14 protein-coding genes and 1 other annotated feature are annotated in these 19679 nt (G+C 34.3%); of the genes, 10 read left to right on the plus strand and 4 right to left on the minus strand.

The genetic code is table 11. The features are described 5' to 3' along the window. Positions 1-264 precede the first annotated feature (264 nt). Complete coding sequence (murC, locus tag BKP45_RS17290; RefSeq protein WP_071389835.1) at positions 265-1560, plus strand: UDP-N-acetylmuramate--L-alanine ligase; 1296 nt, start codon at positions 265-267, stop codon at positions 1558-1560. 508 nt (positions 1561-2068) lie between these two features. Here the strand turns inward: murC and BKP45_RS17295 are convergent. Then, positions 2069-3184: an aminopeptidase gene (locus BKP45_RS17295; protein WP_071389836.1), complete on the minus strand. Its 1116-nt coding sequence runs from the start codon at positions 3182-3184 to the stop codon at positions 2069-2071. 618 nt (positions 3185-3802) lie between these two features. On the opposite strand from BKP45_RS17295, the gene BKP45_RS17300 reads away from it, so the two are divergent. The 3 genes from BKP45_RS17300 (at position 3803) to ytxJ (ending at position 5284) form a co-directional block, all read left to right on the plus strand. After that, positions 3803-4240, plus strand: coding sequence for a DUF948 domain-containing protein (locus BKP45_RS17300; RefSeq protein ID WP_071389837.1), 438 nt, complete (start codon positions 3803-3805; stop codon positions 4238-4240). A 63-nt stretch (positions 4241-4303) separates the two neighbouring features. Beyond that, positions 4304-4783 carry a YtxH domain-containing protein gene (locus BKP45_RS17305; RefSeq protein ID WP_071389838.1) on the plus strand — a complete coding sequence of 160 codons (480 nt, stop codon included), beginning with the start codon at positions 4304-4306 and terminating at the stop codon, positions 4781-4783. A gap of 174 nt (positions 4784-4957) precedes the next feature. Further along, the gene (gene ytxJ, locus BKP45_RS17310; RefSeq protein WP_071389839.1) at positions 4958-5284 is read left to right on the plus strand and encodes a bacillithiol system redox-active protein YtxJ; all 327 of its coding nucleotides are present in this window, start codon (positions 4958-4960) and stop codon (positions 5282-5284) included. A gap of 21 nt (positions 5285-5305) precedes the next feature. On the opposite strand, the gene BKP45_RS17315 is transcribed toward ytxJ, so the two are convergent. After that, positions 5306-7474, minus strand: coding sequence for a cell division protein FtsA (locus BKP45_RS17315; RefSeq protein WP_071389840.1), 2169 nt, complete (start codon positions 7472-7474; stop codon positions 5306-5308). A gap of 238 nt (positions 7475-7712) precedes the next feature. Here BKP45_RS17315 and BKP45_RS17320 point away from each other — a divergent pair, with 238 nt between their 5' ends. The 5 genes from BKP45_RS17320 (at position 7713) to BKP45_RS17340 (ending at position 13025) form a co-directional block, all read left to right on the plus strand. After that, complete coding sequence (locus tag BKP45_RS17320) at positions 7713-8789, plus strand: bifunctional 3-deoxy-7-phosphoheptulonate synthase/chorismate mutase (protein WP_071389841.1); 1077 nt, start codon at positions 7713-7715, stop codon at positions 8787-8789. A 669-nt stretch (positions 8790-9458) separates the two neighbouring features. Then, entirely contained in the window at positions 9459-10457 is a 999-nt protein-coding gene (gene ccpA, locus BKP45_RS17325) for a catabolite control protein A (RefSeq protein WP_071389842.1), read from the plus strand. Between the two features lie 100 nt (positions 10458-10557). Continuing rightward, positions 10558-11370, plus strand: coding sequence for a flagellar motor protein MotP (motP, locus tag BKP45_RS17330; protein WP_071389843.1), 813 nt, complete (start codon positions 10558-10560; stop codon positions 11368-11370). After that, positions 11360-12127: a flagellar motor protein MotS gene (gene motS / locus BKP45_RS17335; protein WP_071389844.1), complete on the plus strand. Its 768-nt coding sequence runs from the start codon at positions 11360-11362 to the stop codon at positions 12125-12127. Before motP ends, motS begins: the two co-directional genes overlap by 11 nt. A gap of 199 nt (positions 12128-12326) precedes the next feature. After that, the gene (locus tag BKP45_RS17340) at positions 12327-13025 is read left to right on the plus strand and encodes a 5'-methylthioadenosine/adenosylhomocysteine nucleosidase (RefSeq protein WP_071389845.1); all 699 of its coding nucleotides are present in this window, start codon (positions 12327-12329) and stop codon (positions 13023-13025) included. Positions 13026-13317: 292 nt separating this feature from the next. On the opposite strand, the gene BKP45_RS17345 is transcribed toward BKP45_RS17340, so the two are convergent. After that, the gene (locus tag BKP45_RS17345) at positions 13318-16260 is read right to left on the minus strand and encodes a transglycosylase domain-containing protein (protein WP_071389846.1); all 2943 of its coding nucleotides are present in this window, start codon (positions 16258-16260) and stop codon (positions 13318-13320) included. Between the two features lie 135 nt (positions 16261-16395). Next, positions 16396-16627 (plus strand) — a binding site (T-box leader). Between the two features lie 228 nt (positions 16628-16855). Here BKP45_RS17345 and tyrS point away from each other — a divergent pair. Then, positions 16856-18118 carry a tyrosine--tRNA ligase gene (tyrS, locus tag BKP45_RS17350; RefSeq protein WP_071389847.1) on the plus strand — a complete coding sequence of 421 codons (1263 nt, stop codon included), beginning with the start codon at positions 16856-16858 and terminating at the stop codon, positions 18116-18118. 446 nt (positions 18119-18564) lie between these two features. On the opposite strand, the gene rpsD is transcribed toward tyrS, so the two are convergent. Then, positions 18565-19167: a 30S ribosomal protein S4 gene (gene rpsD / locus BKP45_RS17355; protein WP_071389848.1), complete on the minus strand. Its 603-nt coding sequence runs from the start codon at positions 19165-19167 to the stop codon at positions 18565-18567. Between the last annotated feature and the right edge of the window lie 512 nt (positions 19168-19679).

Raw genomic sequence — 19679 nt, forward strand, 5'->3', positions numbered from 1 at the left:
TGGTTAAAATAATAATATAAGCATTTTATTTTAATTTATATAATAAACTTATTAACATGTATTTGTTTAAAGAAAATATGTTCATGGTTATAATACATAATTTCTGTTATAATAATTCAGAATGTATTCAAAAAAACATTTATACATATTAGACATATACTTAAATTGAGGTTTATTAATTATTACAAATATATTTGCTTTTTAATAAAGTTTGGATGCATATCAAAATGAATAGGTTATTACGGAAGTGTGGAGGTCCAAAGTATGACAGTCTACCATTTTATTGGAATTAAAGGCTCTGGAATGAGTGCTCTTGCTCAAGTATTACATGACATGAAGTATGAAGTACAAGGTTCAGATGTTGATAAAAAATTTTTTACTCAAATACCATTAGAGAAAAAGGGAATTAAAATATTACCTTTTGATAAAGGGAATATTCAAATGGGGCAAACGATCATTGCTTCACCCGCTTATAATGAGGAAAATGAAGAAATTTCAGAGGCAATACAAAAATCAATCGATGTTCATAAATATCCACTGTTTTTAGGACAATTTATTCAAAAGTTTACGAGTGTTGCTGTTACAGGCTCTCATGGTAAAACATCTACAACAGGATTATTATCACATGTATTAGGAGCTGCAAAGCCGACCTCATACTTAATTGGAGATGGTACTGGTAAAGGTGAAGAAAATAGCGAGTATTTTGTATTCGAAGCATGTGAGTACCGTAGGCATTTTCTCAACTATAAGCCTGATTATGCAATCATGACAAATATTGATTTTGATCATCCTGATTACTTTTCTGATGTGAAAGATGTTTTTAATGCTTTTCAAGAAATGGCGATGCAAGTAAAAAAAGGAATTATTGCTTGTGGTGATGATGAGCATTTACAGAGTATTCATGCGAATGTTCCGATAGTATTTTATGGCCTTGAAGACCATAACGATTTTCAAGGTACGAATATAAAAGCTACTCCTGAAGGGACAAAATTTGACGTGTTTGTTCGTGATACATTTTACGGTACTTTCATAATACCGGGCTATGGTGCGCATAATGTTAAAAATGCTTTAGCTGTCATTGCCATATGTGATTATGAAGGTGTATCTATTGAAATAATTTCAGAACAACTCCGAACATTCCCAGGGGTGAAACGTCGTTTTAGTGAAAAAAGAATAGGGGAGCAAGTTTTAATTGACGATTATGCTCATCACCCAACTGAAATTTCTGCAACAATAGAAGCTACAAAGCAAAAATATTCTGACAGAGAAGTAGTAGCCATTTTTCAACCACATACCTTTACTAGAACCAAAACTTTTCTAGATGATTTTGCTAAAAGTTTAAGTAAAGCTGACCAAGTTTATTTATGTGATATTTTTGCTTCAGCAAGGGAAAATGTTGGAACCTTAACAATTCAAGATCTCCAAAAGCTGATTCCTAATTCTAAACTAATTAAAGAAGATGAGATGGACCAACTTAAACAGCATTGTACAGGTGTTTTGTTGTTTATGGGAGCTGGAGATATTCAAAAATTCCAACAAGCATATGAGAATATAATTTAAACAACTCAATGAACAAAACGCAAAGAATAGTAGTTCTTTGCGTTTTGTTCATTTTCATGTAGATTAAATAAATGATGATAGTCACTCTGAATACCTATTTTATCTTACTCTTAATGGGTAGTAAGACCCCCACCTCAAAACTAAAGAAAATCGAGAAGTTTAGGTGGGGGATAAACTGCCCCTAAAGGTCCGATATAGAATAACTTTCATCAGAGAAAGCTGATGATTAGTTATTCTTATGCCCGTGGTATAAGTTGAACTAACAATCAGTGGGGGATGAAGGAAAACCCCCACTGATTGAAGTTCAGCTTTATTAGAAATGGATAATTATTTTAATTAATTATTTTTTTACTATGAGTGAAGTTCTTAATTACCAAAAATGAGTCACATAACCCTATAACTAGTTACGAATGTTTCAACGAAACTAGTTATAGCATCTTAGTGGCGAAAATAATGAATGATGAAATTCTTTAACCTACAAGTTCTAGTTAGATGAATCTCACTCCTATTATTTTAGGTTTTCTGGGTTTAATGGATATAATTCTTCAATGACGAAACGTCCGTCCTTACGGATTAACACACCATCAAAGTACATCTCACCACCACCATATTCTGGGCGTTGAATATGAACGATGTCCCAATGAATAGATGAATGATTTCCATTAAAAGCATCGTCATAACATTGCCCTGGTGTAAAGTGGAAGCTGCCGTCAATTTTTTCATCAAATAAAATGTCTTTCATTGGATGCTGTATGTAAGGGTTGACTCCAATCGCAAATTCACCAATGTAACGAGCGCCTTCATCTGTATTAAAAATATTGTTGATGCGATCTGAAGCGTTTGCTGTTGCCTCGATAATCTTTCCGTCTTTAAATGTCAATTTAATATTTTCAAATGTAAAGCCTTGATAAGGAGAAGGGGTATTATATGATATAGTTCCGTTAACGGAATCTTTAACAGGTGCAGTATATACTTCACCATCAGGAATATTCATTTCTCCTGCACATTTGACAGTTGGGATATCTTTGATAGAAAAAGTTAGATCAGTTCCATCTCCAGTAATTCGTACTTTATCTGTCTTATTCATCAAATCTACTAAAGAATCCATCGCTTGACTCATTTTGCCATAATCTAAATTACAAACGTCGAAATAAAAATTTTCAAAGGCTTCTGTACTTAGTCCAGCTAATTGCGCCATAGAGGCACTTGGATAGCGAAGCACAACCCATTTCGTTTTCGGAACACGTATTTCTCTATGTACTTTTTTCCCTACCGTTTTCCCATGCAATGCCATTTTCTCTGAAGGAATGTCAGATAACTCACTTATGTTATCTCCAGCACGTAAACCTATGTAGGCATTCATATTTTTCATAACGTTTGCTTCAAAATCAGCCATCATGTTCATTTGTTTTTCATTTGCATGAAGTAATAAACTACGGTCTATCTGGTGATCTTTAAGAGAAACAAAGGGATTTCCACCCGCTTTGTATGCTTCTTCAACTAATGCTTTTACAAGTTCTTTTTGTATGCCGAAATTTTCAATTAAGACACTTTCTCCTTTTTGTAGCCTTACCGAATAATTTATTAAATTTCTCGCTAAAGTTTGAATACGTGGATCTCTCATTTACGTAAATACCTCCTTTTGTATCTAAAAATAGTTTACCCTTATAACATCTTTTCGTCTATTTTCAATTACCTTTTTTCACGTTAGAAAGTTTAAAGTTGCGGATTATGATAGTAACGTAGAACTTTTTAATTTCAGGGTAAGAAAGCATTTCTAACTTGGAAACTGTCTAGCGCAAGCAGCCTTGTAGCTCGGTCACTTCAGGCAAGTAACTTACTTCAATTACTTCTTGAAATCCCCCGTTCATTAGCTTCATGCAGCTTTGCTCCTGCGATTACTCGTCGCACGGAAAACAATTGCTGCTGCGATTACTCGTCGCAGAAAACACTGCTTCGAGGAAGCTTACTACGAAGCATAAAAAATAGTAACACTGTAGTAAATATTTTTGTGAAAATTGAGTCGAGTTTAGGATGCAAATTATTGATTTTCCTAAAACACTTAGTTTTTTTGAGAGGAAAAGTAGATGTTTTGTAGAATAAGTAAAGAAATGCTAGTATATAGAAAGTCAAATAAAACTAATACTAGGCAAGTGTATACCATTACTACGTTTAGGATATTTTGTAAAGGGTATAGGTTTTATAAGATAATAGATAAGAAGAGAGAATGGGGGTGTGTACAATGGAATGGATATTGTATTTAAGTATTGCCCTTGTAGCTATAGCTTTTACAGTATTAGTCGTTTTTGTTTCGAAAACATTAAGTACTGTTCAAAAAACTTTAATGGGCGTTGCTATTACATTGGAACGATTAAATAACCAAATGGAAGGTCTCACGAAGGAAACTACAGAACTAATACATAGAACAAATCAGTTAGCTGATGATTTTCAAGAGAAGTCTAAGTCTTTAAATACAGTGTTTGACTCTGTGAAAGATCTCGGCGGATCCATAAGTAGCTTAAATCGTTCCATCCAAAAAGTGTCTAATTCTGTTTCTAAATCAGTAGATAAGCAATCTGATAATATTGCACAGACAGTTCAATGGGGAAATATGTTGATCGATTTATATGCAAAGTGGAAGGCGAAAAAGGAAGCAGGACAAAATAAGTCTGAAACTTAATAGAGCGATTTTCCTATATTTTTTTATAGGTGAAAATAAAACACTAATAAGGAGGACGAATGCATGAGTAACGATAATAACATGAACACGAAAGATTTTTTTATTGGGGCATTAGTTGGAGGATTGGTCGGTGCTGCATCTGCTCTTTTACTGGCTCCTAAATCTGGAAAAGAGTTAAGAGAAGATATTAATATCCAAGCACAATCAGCTCGTGATAAAACTAATGAAATCACTCATACGGCATTTGAAAAAGGTACAGAATATGCTTCGTTTGCAAAAGAAAAATCTTCAACTCTTGTCAAGGCGGTTTCAGAGCAATCCACACAATTATTAAATCGTGTAAAAGAATTATCAGAAAGCGTAAAGCGCGATGTTGAGGAAATAAGTCAATCTGCTGACGAATTAACCGAGGATTTAAGAAGTAGTAGTTCAGTAATTGCAGAAACTGTCCGTAATGAAGTTGCGGAACTTCATGAAGTGGTTGTCCAAGAAGATACAATTAATGATGAGGCCAAAGAAGAGGTCGCACCTACAAAAGCCTAAATATAATCAAATAGTTATTTTGTTTTTTAATAAATGAAGGCTGTCAATGAAACGACAGGCCTTCATTTTCTAAATATAAAGTAAATGTGTAAGATAATGATACTAAAACTAATGATTTCGCTACTGATAAGTTATTTGTGAAAATTAGAGTTTTCTAAAAAAGGAGAGTAAGAAATGGCGCTAATTAAGCTTACATCGTTCCAAGAGTTAGATCAATTACTACAGGAAAAAAATTCATTAATTTTGTTGAAAAATAGTATCACGTGTCCAATAAGTCATGAAGCACTTCAAGAGTATAATAAATTTGCAACTGAACAAGAAGAATCGGTTTACTACTTAAATGTTCAAGAAGAAAGAGCTTTTTCAAACGAAGTAGCTGAGAAATTTGCAATTAAACATGAAAGTCCTCAGGTTTTGCTGTTTAAAAACAAAAATGTTATCTGGCATACTTCCCATTGGAATATTACGTATAAAAACTTGAAAGAGAACACCAATACATAAATAAAAAAGCTAGGAATTGTCCTAGCTTTTATTACTTTTTTTTTCCGCCCATTTTATTTCGAGGTGATCACCATTATGAATTGGAGTTGAAAAAGTAGCATCCTTTTCATTTCTCAAAATAATAAGTGTTTTATTTTCTTGTGCTGTTAAGTTGAAGTCAACAAATCGAAAGATATCCTGAAAAATAAATGTCTCCTTTTTGTTCAAGGTGATTGTTAGACTATCCCCAGCGTATATACGACTTTTTTCAGTAAGTAATTCATCCCCTCGTTTTGGAATGACTAATGGTTTAGATATTTCAATGGATTCTCCATTGAAATATACAGTAATATTATAACTAGCTTCAATTTTTTCCTGAATAAGCAATTCTTCAAGAGTGATGAATGGTTGGCTTTTCATTTTTATCAACAAAAAGTCTCCATCTTGGACTAGAGCATTCTTGGTAGTTTTTTTGCCGTTTTTTACTAATGTGTCTTCAACGTTAAAAATAACTTGGCTTCCATTAATATGTACGTTAAAAGGTTTTATTTGCTCGATCATATCATACAACTTTAATGAAGCCAGTACTTCTTCGATTGAATTAGCTGATTGGACTATTATTTCATCTCTGTCCTCAATTTTCTCCGTTAGTAGTGCCTGTTGTCCATTTTTTATGATAGTTGCCTGTAGATTATACATTTTCCCATTTATAGATATTGCTTTCGTTGGTAGTGTTTCAATTACGTCACTAATGGTAGCCTTGGCATCTTTTCCATTGGCACCACTTTGAGCAATGATTGTGTCTCCGTCTTTCAATGGTGTATCTAGGCTACAGGATTGGTGATTTTTCTCTAATCTTGGTGGTTGTCCGTGTTCTCCTGGAATAGAAATTAATCGTTCATTTACTTTTACCATAATAGCCATGCCAGGTTTACCGTAAAGTTTTGAAAGCTCTATACCTGCAGCTAATAACCCATCACCCACCGTTAACTTTTTAATATCAAAGAGTCGAATTATTTGGTCGTTTACCTTAATACTTACATACTCAACTGGACTTTCTTTCGCTGCAATTGCTATTCCAATAGGTGTGACGAGCTCTGGACCAGCTTTTATATCTTCAGGAATAATCAGAGACTTAATTGCATCAATTCCCCTTACGGCAACTCTATTTTCAGGTAATTGTAACGAATTGGCAATGTATCGAGCTAAGTTAGGAGTAAGGCTACCACCGCCAACTAGCATTACAGCTTTGGGTGATTTTTTATTTAGGTTAAGAATTTCTGTTGTTATTTCGGTAGCGAGAGTTTCAATAGCTTTTGATATAGGTTCAATAATATCTTCTTTTGAAAAGGAAGTTTCAAAACCAAGAATATCAGTAAGCACTACTTCATCTTGCGATGTTAATTGTCGTTTTACAATTTCAGCTTCCGGAAAATCTAATAGAAAGTGATCACTAATTGCTTCAGTAATTTCATCCCCGGCAATAGGGACCATGCCATAAGCTGTAACAGTCCCTGAATCGGTGATGGCAATATCGGAAGTACCAGCACCGATATCTACAAGTGCAACATTTAACCGTCTCATTGTAGGTGGAATTAGGACATTAATTGCAGCAATTGGTTCTAGTGTTAATGCTTCAAGCTCTAATCCAGAACGACTTAGAGCAGCAAGTAGTGACTCTACAACTACCTTAGGTAAGAAGGTGGCAATTACTTCAACTGAAGCAATATACCCGCTTTGATCAACAAGACTTCCAATTTCTTCTCCGTCTAATTGATAGGATAAAACTGAATACCCAACGCAGAAATAATTAACACTTTTGCCTTCATACTCTTTTGCTATTTCATATTGTGCTTTTTGGACAGCACTAAGTTCTAAATGTAATATATCTTGGTGTTCAAATATTGGTTTTTTTGATATGTCAAGTGCAACAATTGCTCTTTTAGTTTTTAGGGAGCGACCTGCAGCTGCTACACATACTTTACGTAAAGGTCCATGTTTGTGCTCTAACTTTTCTTTAATAGAAGTAATGACTTTTGTGACGGAAAGAACATTATGAATTTGTCCATCTAGCATTGAACGATCTTCATGTTCTTGAATTTCAACATCTAGAATTTCATAGCCTGGTTTATTATTCTTTAATAATAAACCAACAACAGATCGAGTACCGATATCTAAACCGAAAATTGGTAAATCAGAATGTGATGTCATTTATTACACCTACTTAGATAAATTGTTTAAAGTTTTTTAAATTAGTTACTATTAATATAATAGTTTCATAAAGGTATTGTAATATACAATCACAGTACTTTAGTGCTTAAAAGCGTTTAATCAATAAAGATAAAAGTCGTGACAAGTAAATTATAATCGTTTATAATAATCCCTAACTTATAAGAAATGTAACATATTTTTCAAAACTTTTAAATACTAATTGAGGAGTGTGGTAACAATGGGGAATGAACAATTAGAACAGTTGAGAGTTAAGTTAGATGATGTTAACCTTAAATTATTGGATATCATTAATGAAAGGGCTAAATTAGTTCAAGAAATTGGTCAAGTAAAAAAAACACAGGGTGTAAATCGTTTTGATCCAGTCCGTGAAAGAAAAATGTTAGATATGATTGCAGAAAAGAATGAAGGCCCATTTGATACCGCAACGTTACAACATATATTTAAACAAATCTTTAAATTAAGTCTAGAACTCCAAGAAGATGATAGTCGAAACACTTTGTTAGTTTCTAGAAAGAATCAACCTGAAGATACAATTGTTGATGTTAAAGGTGAAACAATTGGTGATGGTAAGCAACGTTTAATTGCTGGACCTTGTTCAGTAGAGAGCTATGAACAAGTTGCTAGTGTTGCTAAAGTGTTAAAAGAGCAAGGGGTAAAGTTGCTTCGAGGTGGAGCATTTAAACCAAGAACTTCTCCTTATGATTTCCAGGGACTTGGACTAGAAGGGTTAAAAATATTAAAGCGAGTAGCTGATGAATTTAATATGGCAGTTATTAGTGAAATTGTTGATCCTAAAGATATAGAAGTAGCTGTTGAATATATTGATGTAATTCAAATAGGTGCAAGGAACATGCAAAATTTTGAATTACTAAAAGCGGCGGGGTCAGTTAAAAAACCAGTATTATTAAAGCGTGGTTTATCGGCAACAATTGAGGAATTTATTAATGCAGCTGAGTACATTATTTCAAAAGGGAACGGAAATATCATGTTATGCGAACGAGGAATTCGGACGTATGAAAAAGCAACTCGTAACACATTAGATATTTCGGCTGTACCAATTTTAAAGCAGGAAACACACTTACCGGTATTAGTTGATGTTACACATTCGACAGGAAGAAGAGACCTACTACTTCCAACTGCTAAAGCAGCACTTGCAATTGGGGCTGATGCAGTGATGGCTGAAGTGCATCCAGATCCAGCAGTAGCCCTCTCCGATTCAGCACAACAAATGGATTTCGATCAATTTGCTAAATTTATGGATGACCTCCGAGGTTCAGGGTTATACAAACTATAAAAATAATAGATACTAACGGCCTTCTGCAGATTATGTGGAAGGTTTTTTATATATTCTTATGGGTACAAAATTTAGAGACATAACACCGTGTAACAAACGTTATTGTGAAATATCTCATTAGCAATTAAATGTATGTTTCTATTAGTGGAACAGTAAGAGAACTCGTTCTAGCTTCGCTAGAACATCGGAATTTCAGATGGAGTCTCAACTCCACCTGAATGGAAGTTCCCACCTACGCTACGCTTAGAGGTGGGGGATTAACTGCCCCTAAAGGTCCGATATAGAATAACTTTCATCAGTGGGGGATGAAGGAAAACCCCCACTGATTGAAGTTCAGCTTTATGAGTAAAAGTATACGAATTCAAAATTGGAGATATCCTAACAGAAAATGGTTGTATAAATAATCGAAATTTGTAAAAATAAAATGAAAAATAAATCAATTATACACTCTTTTGTCGATTGTGGTGTACAATAACATTAGGGCTAGAAATCACGAATGGTATAAATTGTTAAGATTTAAAATGTTCATTTCAATTAAAAAATGAATGTTTTTTGTCGATATAAGTACAGTAAGTGATTGCAGACCTCCTAAATGTGTCGTATTATAGCATTAAAATCATGAAAACATGAAAACCAATTACTGGTAAAATAGAGGAGGCTTACGTATCAGTGAATACAACAATTTACGATGTTGCAAGAGAAGCAGGAGTATCGATGGCAACCGTTTCTCGTGTAGTTAATGGAAATCCAAATGTAAAACCAACAACAAGAAAGAAAGTATTAGAAGCAATTGAAAGACTAGGTTATCGCCCTAATGCAGTTGCACGTGGTTTAGCAAGTAAACGAACAACTACTGTTGGAGTAATTATCCCGGATATCTCTAGTATCTTTTTCTCTGAATTAGCGAGAGGAATTGAAGATATAGCAACAATGTATAAATACAATATCATCCTATGTAACTCTGATCATAACAAGGAGAAAGAAATTCATCTTTTAAATACGCTACTTGAAAAACAAGTGGATGGAATAGTATTTATGGGCAGTCAAATAACGGAAGAACATGTAGAACAATTTAAACGTTCACCTGTTCCAATCGTATTATCAGCAACTGTGGATCCAGGAAAAGAGTTTCCTTCTGTTAATATTAATTATGAACAAGCTGCTTACGATGCAGTAAAGTTCTTAATAGAAAATGGTCATACGAAAGTTGCTATGCTATCAGGTTCACTAGAAGATCCAGTAAACGGATACCAAAAGTATGCTGGTTACCGTAGAGCAATTGAGGAAGCGAATATCACTTTTAATGATGATTATGTTGTGATTGGTGATTACACATATGATTCAGGAATTGAAGCAATGGAAATGTTTTTAGGATTAAATGAACGTCCAACAGCAATATTTGCAGGTACTGATGAAATGGCATTAGGAATTATTCATGGTGCTCAAGATAAAGGTTACAATGTACCGAATGATATTGAGGTAATTGGATTTGATAACACAAGGTTAGCAGCAATGGTTCGTCCAACTTTAACATCTGTTGTTCAGCCAATGTATGATATTGGTGCAGTTTCAATGCGTTTGTTGACAAAGTATATGAATAAGGAAGAGGTCTCAGACGAAGTTGTCTTATTACCTCATCGTATTGAATTTAGACAATCAACCAAATAAAGGTGAGAAACTTTAGTTTTTGTTTAGATGGCATGCAGAAGCTAGAGTTCTCTCATTAAGATTTAAAGATATCTTATGTATTGTAGTTAGGGAGAGGTTTATGAAAAAATTTGACATAATGACACCAATAGGAATTGTAGCTGGTATTATAGCAATAATGTTTGCGATATTAAATAATGCGGGGCCATCAGGTGTAGCATATTTTATCCATATATCTTCTGTTTTGATTGTAATTGGTGGTTTGGTTGGGGCTATAATGATTAATTTCTCGTTAGCTGAAGTTAAACTTGTTCCGAAAGTGCTTCGTGAAGCCTTTCGAGAAGCGCAACAAGATTTACCTACGTTAATTGACACTTTTGTTGATTTGTCAACAAAAGCTAGACGTGAAGGACTTTTGGCTTTAGAGGTTTCACTTGAGGAAGTAGACGATCCTTTTATTAGAAAAGGGGTTTTATTAGCTGTTGATGGAATTGAACCTGATATTATTAAAGACATTATGATGGCTGAGGTTGTTGCTACTGAAGAAAGACATAGGAAAGGACGCCTAATCATTGAAAAGTGCGGAGAGTACGCACCAGCTTGGGGAATGATTGGAACTCTCATTGGTTTAGTATTAATGCTACAAAACTTAAATGATCCTGCAACTTTAGGACCCAATATGGCTATTGCACTAATTACGACACTTTATGGTACATTACTTGCTAACTTAGTTTTTATTCCGATGGCTAGTAAACTAGCAAATAAGACTGAAGAAGAAGTATTTGTAAAACAAATTATCGTTGAAGGAGTTATTGGTGTTCAATCAGGACAAAATCCAAAAATATTAGAAGAAAAGCTAAGTGCATTTTTACCTGAGACAAGTAAACAAAGAGACATTGAAGAGAGTGAAGGAGTGGCAGTTGATGGAGCGTAGGCGCCAGCAAAAGCAAGATAAAGGTGCGCCAAAGTGGATGGTAACCTTTTCTGACTTAATGACTCTAATTTTAGTCTTTTTTATCCTTTTATTTTCTATGTCTGTTGTTGATGCGTCAAAATTCCGTGCAGTTGCTGAGTCTTTTCAACAACGAGCTATGTTTGAGTTTTATCCATCATTAATTCCTTTCGATCATCCAGCTGAAGATATCGAAATTAAAAGAGATCCTTTTGATGATGTTATCGATCCGTTTAAGGACGTGTTAAAAGAGGAGCTAACTAATCAGGAATTAAACAACTTGTATGAAGAAGTGAAACAATTCTTAATAGATAATCAGTTGAATGAAGTAATTTCAGCCTCTAGAGATGATCGTGGAGTAGTTCTTGTCCTTCAAGAGCGGACATTATTTGAAACAGGAGAAGCACAAATACTTGATGGTGCAAAGCCTTTTTTAACAAAGGTAGCTACTTTACTAGAGTCGATACCGAATTTAGTAAAGGTAGAAGGCCATACTGATAGTAGACCAATTAATACCTTTCGTTACCCTTCTAATTGGGAGCTTTCTGGGGCAAGAGCAAGTAGTGTCATTCGTTTTTTAATAGAAAATAACGATATTGATCCTTATCGGTTTTTAGCAGTAGGATATGGAGATACTAGGCCTGTTGTTCCAAATACAACAAAAGAAAACCTACAAAAAAATCGCCGTGTTGTTATTGTTATCTCTGATCCTAACTATAATGAAAATGAATTATATTAAAACCTAGGTATTACCTAGGTTTCTTTATATTTTTTTGGAGAGAGGGTAGAATGTTAATGTTGTTATTATAAACTACATAAATATTCGGTTCTTAAGGAGCGGTAAAACACCACAGCAAAACTTTTAGAAATTGAAAAGTTTTGCTGTGGGTTAACTGCCTCTAAAGGTCGGATCAAAATATTTTGAGAGGGTGCATAAAGTGGTAATTGGAATAATAGGAGCAATGGATGAGGAGATAAGATTATTTAAGGAAAGCATTGAATTTAAAGAAGAAGTTGTAAAAGCAACAATAACTTTTTATGTTGGCATTTTTAAAGGAAAAGACGTAGTGATTTGTAAATCTGGGGTTGGAAAAGTCAATGCTGCCATTACTACTCAACTTCTTATCGATCACTTTTCTGTTTCCAAAATTATTTTTACAGGAGTAGCAGGTGCTGTTGACCATGATTTAAATATTGGTGATATTGTTATTTCTACTAGTGCAGTCCAGCACGATCTTGATGCATCTGCATTAGGGTTTAAAAAAGGTGAAGTACCGATGTTTGATTTTTCTTCTGATTTTCCAGCTGATAGTGAGCTTATAGAGTTAGCTCAACAAGCTTCAAGTTGCTTGGAAGGAGTAAATGTAGTAACTGGAAGGGTATTAAGTGGAGATCAATTTATTGCTGATCATAAAAAGGTAGAAGAGCTTGACAAAGTATTTTCAGGGAAATGTGTGGAGATGGAAGGGGCTTCTGTTGCACATGTGGCAATGTTAAATAGTATACCTTTTGTTGTGATTAGATCAATGTCAGACAAAGCCAATGGTGAAGCAAATGTTAATTTTACCGAATTTACTAAGCTCGCATCAGAACGTTCTTATACTATTGTTCAAAATATGCTAGAGAAAATACTGTAAAAAGTCAGTGGAAGCAAAAACTGTGAATGCTTCCACTTTTTTCACTTTCAAAGTGTGGAATAAATTAATTAGATTCGAATCAAATTTACAAACTTAAAACTACTTTCTTTTAAGTCACGTATATGAGCGAGTACAGTTTCAACTGTGATTTTGTTTCTTTCGCTTCTTTAAATAAGGAAAACGAATTTGGCATGGCATTATAGGATAAGCGAGCATTCAAAGTTTAACATTCTATTAGTTTTGTTTAAAAAAACCCGGCTAAAGATAAGCCGGGTGAAATTGGTAAAATATATTAATCTGTAGAGTTTGGAGGATTTTCACTCTCTCCATTGTTGCCATTTCCATCGTTTTCATCATTATTACTAGGTTGCTTTTTATTATCTTCGTTGTTTTCATCATTATTACTAGGTTGCTTTTTATTATCTTCGTTGTTTTCATCATTATTACTAGGTTGCTTTTTATTATCTTTGTTGTTTTCCTCTTTTTTACTCTCATTTTTCTTTTCATCATCACTATCTGCATTATCATCCGGTATTTTTTCTTGCCAATTACCAGTAATGATTTGAGATGATGCTTCTGATTCCCTTCCGACAACATCAACTGCAGTTACTTTGTAGGCAAAGGCTCCGCTACTTAATGTGATGGAAAGCTCTTGATCTGATCTAATGCTTTGATAACGTGTGAAATTACCACTCCCATTTGGAGCACGGTAGATTCGATAGCCTATGATATCGTTATCCGGGTGCTTTTGCCACTTAAGATTTCCGTTTTCATTGATGACCGTAGTCAATCGACTAGGTGTTTTTCCATTGTCTTTAGCCGTTTGATCGGGAATAATTTTACCCCAATTATTAGGGAGATAATCTAAGATATTGTTAATATCTTTAAACAAGTCACCTTTAATTGAAATTCCTCTTTGTGTAAATTCTTGTGGTGAATTCGCTAATGCTAGGTATGGTTTACCATTAAGCATTACAAAATTTACTCTTTCTAAGCTATTATCAACCTTATTAGGGGTATATTTAGCATTAAATAAATCTGTTTTTACAAGACCTGCTTCCCGACATAAGTCAGATGGTAATAGTCCAGTTACTCCGCAAAATGATTGACGTACGATACCACTCGGCATTTTAAACCTTTCGTTTGTACCAATAAAACCAGGATCAATCTTATGTGCAGCATTAGCAAGACTAGCCCAAATTTGCTGTGTTCTTGGTCCGGTTTGTCCCTGTAGTGGACTGTTAGTATCATAACCAATCCATACCCCCATAGTAAAGTTTGGATTAAACCCTACGTACCATGAGTCATAGGTGTCACTCGTTGTACCGGTTTTACCAGCAAGGTCAGTTCGGAAATTTAGCATTCCTGGTAATCTTGAAGCTGTACCAGGAGAGACTTGGACATCCCTTAGCACATCAAGTGTTAAATACGCAGTTTGTGGAGAGAAAACTTCAATTTCTTCATGTTCATGGTTATAAATAATTTCGCCATCTTTAGCTACAATTTTTTCAATCATGTATGATGGAATAAACTTCCCTTCATTAGCAAAAACAGAGTAGGCATTAGTATTTTGTTCAACCGTAACACCATACATAAGACCACCTAAAGAAGTAGATTCAAATGGCTCATTTGGATGTAAGTTTGTAATCCTCATTTTAAGTAATAATTCACGACCATAATTTTGCGGTATCATATTAAAGGCTTTTACAGCCGGAACATTTCTGGATCGTTGCAGTGCTTCTCTTACAGTCATTAATCCCAAATGGTTATTGCCAAAGTTTGTTACCGCCTTATTAGGATTGCTTTTGTAATAATACGGTGTATCAGCCATAATATAACCTGGTTGAATTGCACCTAGTTCCATTGCTGGAGCATAAGCTAATAATGGTTTCATCGTTGAGCCATTTTGCCGATACGCTTGAGTAGCATGGTTTAAGCTTTGCCGTTGAAAGTCTCGCCCACTGACAAATGAAATAATTGCTCCAGTTTTATTATCAAGTAAAATCGCTCCTACTTCTTCAGGTTCACCTAGTTTATTAGCAGGTCCGAATAAGTTATTGTTTTTTATTACTTCTTGATGAGCATCATAAATTTCCTTATTAATGGTCATGTGTATTTGATAACCATCTCTGCGTAAGTCACGACGAGCTTTTTCACGGTATTGGCTTTGTAATATTATTCTTTCATCACGATCTTCTATTTCATTAAGGTTTACCTCGTCATCTTCCATTAACTTATTTGAGAATATTTCAATGGCTCTTCTTTCTGCTTCTTGCATAAGTGCTCCATATTTTTGATGACTTGATGGAAGTGGGTCCGTTAAGTTAGCTCTAATATCATAATTTAATGCTTCTTCAAATTCTTTTTCGTTTATATAGCCTTTTTCTCGCATTCTCGTTAACACAGTTCTCATCCGGTTTAACGATGGGTCTAAATTTTCTTTCACACCTCGACCTTGTGATAAAAATGGAGTGTAGCCAAAAGGACTTTGAGGTAAGCCAGCAATGTAAGCAGCTTGTGGAAGCGAAAGATCTTTAGCGTCAACTCCAAATATCCCTTGAGCAGCAGCTTGAACTCCAGCGATATTTCTTCCATTAGCATTTCTTCCAAAAGGGACAACATTTAAATATGCTGCTAAAATTTCCTCTTTTTCAAAAAAGTTTTCTAAGCGCATTGCTAATAGAATTTCTTTGGCTTTGCGATCAAATGAAACTTCGTTTGTTAAAATTTGGTTTTTAATTAACTGTTGCGTTAAAGTGCTTCCACCGGTTTGAAGTGAGGAATTGGAAAATTCCTGATAAGTTGCTCTTAAAATAGCTTTAGGTACAATTCCCTCATGTTCGAAAAAATACTCATCTTCTGTTGCGATAATAGCATTAATCAAATGATCAGAGACATCTTCTAGTTGAACTTCTCTTCGTTCTAATTCAGAAGGTAATGCACCGAGGAGTACGTTGTCTGCAAAGAAAACTTCTGAAATTTCTTCATAATTGTAAATATCCATTTTCATTTCTTCTTTGCTACGTATTTCTTCGTCCATTACAAGAGATGCAAAATAACCTGCGCCTGCCCCACCTACAAAAAGAGCAAGTGAAACAAAGCAAATAAGGAATATTAACAGTAAATTCCAAACTACTTGATATGTTATACGAAAGCTTTTAAATATCTTTTTTTCACTTAAAAATTTGGCAATCATATTGATTGAGAAGCGTCGTTCAGACCGTTTATTATCCATAAATAATACCTCCTACATAATCAACAAACATTATAGCATACATTGTCGATTTATTGTTTGAATGTTAACGAAAAAAGAAATATTGACACGTTGGTATTTTTTTGATAAAAATTAACCAATAATATATTTAAATAAGGCTAAGCTATGAATGGAGACAGTAGTAAGTATTTCCCTGTTTTAGAGAGCTGGTGGAAGCTGAAAACCAGTACAAAAATACTTATGAATTACTTCCAAGAGCATCCTCTGTGAACAAATATTATTTGTATATTTAACTAGCAGTGGACGGTTAATCCGTTATATTTCCGAGGTGGGAAGTATTCATTACTTTCAACAAGGGTGGTACCGCGATCGTAAGTTCGTCCCTTCTTTGGGGCGGACTTTTTTTGTACTTTATTGAAATTTTTTTACTAATTCAACCACGTAAAACTATACCTAGTTGAAATGCACAATTAATAGATACAGTTTCCAAGTTGAGAAAAATCTGTATTATGAAATTCATTAATGTATATAAAATTTCAATTAAAGTAAAAAGGAACGGTTTAAAAAACGGCATGGTTTAAAGTCAAATTTGTCATCAAAATAAGGAGAGAAAAAAATGGATTTATTAAAGGATTTAGAATATCGAGGTTTGATCAATCAAGTAACAGATTTAGAAGGATTAAAAAAGCAATTAGAAGAAGGACAAGTAACATTATACTGTGGATTCGATCCGACTGCAGATAGCTTGCATATTGGTCATTTATTAACAGTATTAACGTTACGTCGTTTTCAATTATCTGGAAATAAACCTCTTGCTCTTGTTGGGGGGGCTACGGGATTAATTGGAGATCCGAGTGGAAAAAAAGCTGAACGTACTTTAAATGAAAAAGAAATTGTTATCCAATTTAGTAATCGCATTAGAGAACAATTATCTCGTTTTTTGGATTTTAGTGGAGACAATGCTGCAAAAACGGTTAATAATTACGACTGGATTGGGAGTTTAGATGTTATTTCGTTTTTAAGAGATGTAGGTAAGAATTTTGGACTGAATTATATGTTAGCGAAAGACTCAGTTGAGTCAAGAATTCAAACAGGGATTTCGTTTACTGAATTTAGTTACATGATTTTACAATCTTTTGACTTTTTGAAGTTGTATGAAAATGAAAATTGTCGTTTGCAAATTGGTGGAAGTGATCAGTGGGGGAATATTACAGCAGGACTTGAGTTGATTAGAAAGTCAACAGAAGGTGAAGCGAAAGCTTTTGGTTTTACAATTCCATTGGTAACGAAAAGTGATGGAACTAAATTTGGTAAAACTGAAGGTGGAGCAATATGGTTAGATGAAGAAAAAACCTCTCCGTATGAACTTTATCAGTTTTTTATAAATACTGATGATCGTGACGTTGTTAAGTTCTTAAAATACTTCACTTTCCTAAGTCATGAAGAAATTAATGTCTTAGAGGAGGAAGTACGTACAGCACCTGAAAAGAGAAGTGCTCAAAGAAAATTAGCAGAAGAAGTAACACAGCTTGTTCATGGAAAAGAAGCATTATCTCAAGCAATTCGAATTTCAGAAGCATTGTTTAGTGGAAATATTGCAGACTTGAATGCTAATGAAATAAAGCAAGGCTTTAAAGATGTTCCGTCTTTTGAAAGTAGTGAGAAAGAAATTAGCTTATTAGATTTGTTAGTTACTGCTAAAATTTCACCATCAAAGCGCCAAGGGAGAGAAGATATTCAGAATGGTGCTATTTATGTTAATGGTGTCCGCACAACTGAACTAGACAAAGTGATTACTACTCAAGATCGGATTGAAAATCAGTTTACAATTGTCCGACGTGGTAAAAAGAAGTATTTCGTGATTAAATATAACAATTGATCGAAATTCATAATTACCAAAAATCAGCCGCAAAAATCTATATCTAGTTACTGGTTCGACTAACTAGATATAGTATCTTATTGACAAAAAATGAATTGTGAAATTCATTAAATCAAGAAAAGCGCAAGCGCCTTGGTCACGAGCGATAGGCTGCTTGCGCTAGACAGTTTCCAAATTAGAAATTTATAAAGCTGAACTTCAATCAGTGGGGGTTTTCCTTCATCCCCCACTGATTGTTAGTTCAACTTATACCACAGGCATAAGAATAACTAATCATCAGCTATCACTGATGAAAGTTATTCTATATCGGACCTTTAGGGGCAGTTTATCCCCCACCTAAAATTCTCGATTTTCTTAAGCTTTGAGGTGGGGGTCTTACTGCCCCTTAAGAGTGGGATAAATTCTGATTATGTAAAAAAAAACCACGCAACGCGTGGTTTTTTTTATTAACGTGAGTAGTATTCAACGATAAGTTGCTCAGTAACTTCAGCAGGTAACTCAGAACGCTCTGGGTAACGAGTGTAAGTACCTTGTAATTTTTCAGCATCAAACTCGATGTAAGAAGGTACGAAGTTATTAACTTCAATAGCTTCTTTAATTACAGCAAGGTTAGCTGATTTTTCGCGAACACTAATCGTTTGACCAGGTTTAACACGGTATGATGGAATATCAACACGTCCACCATCTACAACGATGTGACCATGGTTTACTAATTGACGAGCTCCACGACGTGTGCGAGCTAAGCCCATACGGTAAACGATGTTATCTAAACGTGACTCAAGTAAAATCATGAAATTCTCACCGTGAATTCCAGGCATTTTACCAGCATCATCGAAAATGCGACGGAATTGACGCTCATTTACACCGTACATATGACGAAGTTTTTGCTTTTCTTGAAGCTGAACACCGTATTCTGATAATTTCTTTCTTTGGTTAGGACCGTGTTGTCCTGGTGCGTAAGGACGTTTTTGTAATTCTTTTCCTGTTCCGCTTAATGAAATCCCTAAGCGACGAGATAATTTCCAAGATGGACCTGTATAACGAGCCATGAATGACTCCTCCTTTGTTATTTTAGTATTGATAAAATAACAACAGTTTTAGTAATCCCTTCAAAAGCTCATTTTATATTCATGCACTTTCGCTTCGACAGCTGGAAGTTACACAATGCACCTCTTTACTAATTGCAGCCGCAATAAAGGAGGTATAAAATGAGAAGAGTGTCAGATGAAGTTTACCTTGGCTGTCTTATTTTACACAAATAAGAGTATATGTTTTCTAGTAAAGAAAGTCAAGTTTTACTTAATAAAAAGTTAACCTTAGTCTGGTCAATAAAGGATTGACTAATTATTCTACCTTAAGATGTAAGATAAAATAGGTTATATACTTTCAAAAAATATTTAGTGAGAATTTCATAAGTCCAATCCGCCGACATCAAACTATTTTTAGTTGAAAATGTACCTTACCTGTCAAAGACAAAGGTAAGTAGTATTGTGCGAAGATAAATAGAATGTTAATTTTTAGGTTTTTATAGTAAAAAATAACTATTTCTAATATAATTATA

Source organism: Anaerobacillus alkalidiazotrophicus (assembly GCF_001866055.1).

Excerpts from the sequence above, each read along its gene's own strand:
- rpsD (WP_071389848.1), bottom strand. The coding sequence starts at position 19,167 with ATGGCTCGTTATACAGGTCCATCTTGGAAATTATCTCGTCGCTTAGGG.
- motS (WP_071389844.1), top strand. The coding sequence starts at position 11,360 with ATGGAGCGTAGGCGCCAGCAAAAGCAAGATAAAGGTGCGCCAAAGTGG.
- BKP45_RS17300 (WP_071389837.1), top strand. The coding sequence starts at position 3,803 with ATGGAATGGATATTGTATTTAAGTATTGCCCTTGTAGCTATAGCTTTT.
- ytxJ (WP_071389839.1), top strand. The coding sequence starts at position 4,958 with ATGGCGCTAATTAAGCTTACATCGTTCCAAGAGTTAGATCAATTACTA.
- tyrS (WP_071389847.1), top strand. The coding sequence starts at position 16,856 with ATGGATTTATTAAAGGATTTAGAATATCGAGGTTTGATCAATCAAGTA.
- murC (WP_071389835.1), top strand. The coding sequence starts at position 265 with ATGACAGTCTACCATTTTATTGGAATTAAAGGCTCTGGAATGAGTGCT.
- motP (WP_071389843.1), top strand. The coding sequence starts at position 10,558 with ATGAAAAAATTTGACATAATGACACCAATAGGAATTGTAGCTGGTATT.
- BKP45_RS17345 (WP_071389846.1), bottom strand. The coding sequence starts at position 16,260 with ATGGATAATAAACGGTCTGAACGACGCTTCTCAATCAATATGATTGCC.
- BKP45_RS17295 (WP_071389836.1), bottom strand. The coding sequence starts at position 3,184 with ATGAGAGATCCACGTATTCAAACTTTAGCGAGAAATTTAATAAATTAT.
- BKP45_RS17315 (WP_071389840.1), bottom strand. The coding sequence starts at position 7,474 with ATGACATCACATTCTGATTTACCAATTTTCGGTTTAGATATCGGTACT.
- BKP45_RS17305 (WP_071389838.1), top strand. The coding sequence starts at position 4,304 with ATGAGTAACGATAATAACATGAACACGAAAGATTTTTTTATTGGGGCA.
- BKP45_RS17320 (WP_071389841.1), top strand. The coding sequence starts at position 7,713 with ATGGGGAATGAACAATTAGAACAGTTGAGAGTTAAGTTAGATGATGTT.